1 protein-coding gene and 1 pseudogene are annotated in these 4,022 nt (G+C 41.1%); one reads left to right on the plus strand and one right to left on the minus strand.

From position 1 onward, the window contains the following. Positions 1 to 173: pseudogene (locus tag WBM49_RS08085) on the minus strand (sugar kinase); the annotation flags it as partial. A gap of 414 nt (positions 174 to 587) precedes the next feature. Between WBM49_RS08085 and WBM49_RS08090 the strand changes: the two are divergent. Next, positions 588 to 3,845 carry a VPS10 domain-containing protein gene (locus WBM49_RS08090; RefSeq protein WP_424371546.1) on the plus strand — a complete coding sequence of 1,086 codons (3,258 nt, stop codon included), beginning with the start codon at positions 588 to 590 and terminating at the stop codon, positions 3,843 to 3,845. The last annotated feature ends 177 nt before the right edge of the window (positions 3,846 to 4,022 follow it).

A 4,022-nucleotide genomic window follows, 5' to 3' on the forward strand; every position in this document is an offset into this window, starting at 1 on the left:
TTTGGTAAACGGGTTACAAAATCTACTGGGACACCATAATTGGCTAAAGAAACGGCCACATTAGCTTCTCCCCCTCCATAGACCACATCAAAACTGTTGGTCTGTGAAAATCTTAAAAATCCGGGAGGTGACAGACGCAACATGATCTCCCCAAAGGTTACTACTTTTTTCATGAACCATTTTGAATTTTGACCTAACTATAATAAGCTATTTATTTAGATGTAGGTCTTACCCCTAATTTACTGAATAAATTTTCTGTGCAAGAGATTTTGTCTAAATCAGTAATCTTATCTTTCCTGTTGCCCCGAAAAGGGCCCAAAAGGGTGGCCCAGCAGAGAAACGTGCCCGGCTAATTGTTTCTTTGGAATTTGGAATTTGAAAATTGGAATTTCACATTGACGGAATTTTTTTCTCGACCGTCGATTCAAAAAGGATCCAAATGGGTGGTCCTGCAGAAGCAAAGTGAGGGTAATTGTTTTTTTGGAATTTGATATTTGGAGATACGAATATCCAGGGTCTATGATTCATTTCGATTATTTGCAAATAATTAGTAGTTTGGTATTCTAACCGAATGTAAGCTGCCCATTATGAAAAAACTATTTATACTAACCGCATCTATTCTCCTTTGCCTCTCAGTACAGTCACAACAAAGCAAAACCGTGCGTTCTGATGTGAAAAAAGAAGAGCTTGATTTAAGTGGACTTAAGTTTCGATCAATAGGTCCGGCAATTACCTCAGGTAGAATCGCAGATTTTGCTGTAAACCCCAAAAAACCTAAAGAGTATTATGTGGCAACAGCCGCCGGGGGTGTATGGAAAACAACAAATTCAGGAACCACCTATTCGCCCATATTTGATAGCGAAAAAAGCTATTCAATAGGATGTGTTACCATGGATCCTAACAATAGCAATATTATCTGGGTAGGTTCTGGTGAAAATAACAATCAGCGCAGTGTGGCCTATGGGGATGGCGTTTACAAGTCAATTGACGGCGGAGCCAGTTGGCAACACATGGGCTTAAACAATAGCGAGCATATTGGAAATATTATTGTTCATCCTGGAAATTCAGATATAATTTACGTAGCTGCTATTGGTCCGCTATGGAGCGGTGGCGGTGACCGAGGCTTATATAAATCTACTGATGGCGGTAAAACGTGGAAGGCTACACTCACGATAGACGAGAACACCGGCATTAATGAAGTGGTGATGGACCTGAATAACCCCGAAATTCTTTATGCCTCGGCCTTTCAAAGGAGAAGACATGTCTTCACGTATTTGGGTGGCGGTCCTCAGTCTGGTATTTATAAATCGACAGATGGAGGAGATAGCTGGACCAAAGTTAACAAGGGCTTACCGGAGGTAGATCTTGGCCGGGTAGGTTTAGCAATAGCGCCTTCCAATTCTGAAACTTTATACGCCATAGTGGAGGCAGCTCAAAATAAAGGTGGTTTTTATCGATCTACTAATGGTGGCGCATCATGGGAAAAACAGGGGAAATACAATTCCTCTGGTAATTACTACCAGGAAATCGTAGTAGATCCTCTAAATGAAAATGTGATCTATGGCATGGATACCTGGATGCAGGTTTCCAGAGATGGGGGTAAAACTTTTAATAATCTGGGGGAAGATTTTAAGCATGTCGATAATCATTCCTTATGGATAGACCCTAAAGATACCGATCATTTGCTGGCAGGTTGCGATGGAGGCATTTACGAGACATTTGACGCAGCCGCCACCTGGCAATTTAAGGCCAATCTGCCTATTACCCAGTTTTATAAAGTGGCCGTGGATAATGCGGAGCCCTTTTATTTTATTTATGGCGGAACCCAGGATAATTTTAGTATGGGCGGACCATCAAGGACAACTAGTGGAAATGGTATAGCCAATTCAGAGTGGTTCATGACTCATGGCGGTGATGGTTTCGAGTCTGCCATTGATCCGGACAATTCTAATATTGTCTATGCACAATCTCAATATGGGTACTTGGTTCGCTATGATAAACTCAGTGGCGAAGAATTAGGTATTCAACCACAACCAAGAAAAGGAGAGAATGCCTATAGGTGGAACTGGGACGCCCCTTTACAAGTCAGTGCCCATAAGCCCGGAAGGATCTATTTTGCTGCCAATAAAGTTTTCAGAAGTGACGACCGCGGAAATAGCTGGGATGTAATCAGTGATGATTTAACAGCTCAGATAAACCGAAACGAATTAAAAGTAATGGGTCTGGTGTGGAGCACAGATGCCGTTGCCAAGAATGGTTCAACTTCTCCGTATGGTACTATTGTAGCTTTTTCAGAATCGCCAAGGAATCAGAATTTATTATATGTTGGTACAGATGATGGGTTAATACAGATGACGGATGACGGTGGCAAAAACTGGAGGAAAGTTCAGGGAATAAAAGGGGTGCCTTCTGCTACCTACGTCAACGAGTTGTTGGCTTCCCAACATAACGAAAATGTAGTATATGCTGCTTTTAACCATCACAAGTACGGCGACTTCAGGCCTTATATCTATAGGAGTGATGACAAAGGGATGACATGGACTTCCATTAGTAGTAATTTACCACTTCGCGGATCGGTATATGCCCTTGAAGAAGATCATGTTGACCCCAATCTTATATTTGCTGGTACTGAGTTTGGCATGTTTTTCTCGGTTAATAGCGGTAGAAGTTGGACACAATTAAAAGGAGGCCTTCCTACAATTGCGGTGCGTGACATAGCCATTCAGAAAAGAGAGGAAGATTTGGTATTGGGCACTTTTGGCAGAGGTTTCTATATTCTGGATGATTATACAAGTTTGAGGCAATTAAAGAATTTGGAAAACAAAGATGCTGAACTCATGCCAATAAGAGATGCTTTGGTATTTGAGAATAGATATCCCCTTGGGCTGCCCGGTAAGTCTTTCCAGGGAGATGATTATTATCTTGGGGATAATCTCGGCTCCGAGGCGATAATCACGTATTTCTTAAAAGAGGAAATTAAATCTAAAAAAGATCAAAGATTGGATCGTGAAAAGAAAACAAGCAATGATCCTTACCCGTCTTACGAGGAGTTAAAAAATGAACAAACCGAAGAAGACCCCTATTTGCTATTCACAATTAGGAATGACAAAGGGGAGGTGGTGCGGAAGTACACTACAAAACCCATGAAAGGTGTCAATAGGCTTATGTGGGATTTACGATCACCATCTACCGATCCAATAAAGCTGACCCCTCCTTCTTTCTATAATCCTTTTACAGGGCCTGATGCTGGTACTTTGGTACCACCCGGGGTCTATACAGTAAGTATGTCCAAATTTGTGGATGGGATATTCACCGAACTCTCCGTGCCCACTTCATTTAACGTAAAACCGCTTAATAATACGGTCTTGCCGGCTGCAGATCGCGATCAACTGGCGGCAAATCAACAAGATGTCTTGCAAATGGCCAGATTGGTCAAAGGGGCTCAAAATATCATAAATGAAGTTTACGACGAAATGAAGTATATAAAAAAGGCAATAGACCGTACCCCTTTGGATCAAGAAGTACTCACAATAAAATATTTAGCCATTCAAAAAAAACTGAATAAGATCAATGAAAGTATTAACGGAGATGACGTCGCAGCACAATTGGATATTGAGATGCCCATGTCTGTAGCTGCACGTTTAGGCAATATTCAATACGCTATGTTTTATTCCACTTCAGAGACGACCAAAACCAATCTGGAGAGTCTTAAGATAGTGAAGGAACTATTTGAGCCATTGAGAAACGAACTTAGGATTTTAATAACGGATGACCTTAGCACTTTTCAAAAGGAATTGGAAACTGCCGGAGCTCCTTATACACCTAACCGAATAATTGTGCATTAAAAGACAATCTGCTTGTGCTATTTAAAAATGGAATTTCAGAAGAGTCATTTACATATTAGTCTTATAATGCCCTCATTGAGTGTATAAAAATAAAAATCACCGGGAGGAATCAGATATATAAAGTCGCTGAAACGTTAGTACGCAGGACTCTGATTTACCAGGCGCTGGAAGGTATTC

This window comes from Muriicola sp. (assembly GCF_049669965.1).
Taxonomy (GTDB): domain Bacteria; phylum Bacteroidota; class Bacteroidia; order Flavobacteriales; family Flavobacteriaceae; genus Muriicola.

Bases quoted from the DNA above. Each gene is read 5' to 3' on its own strand.
- WBM49_RS08090 (WP_424371546.1), top strand. From the start codon at position 588: ATGAAAAAACTATTTATACTAACCGCATCTATTCTCCTTTGCCTCTCA.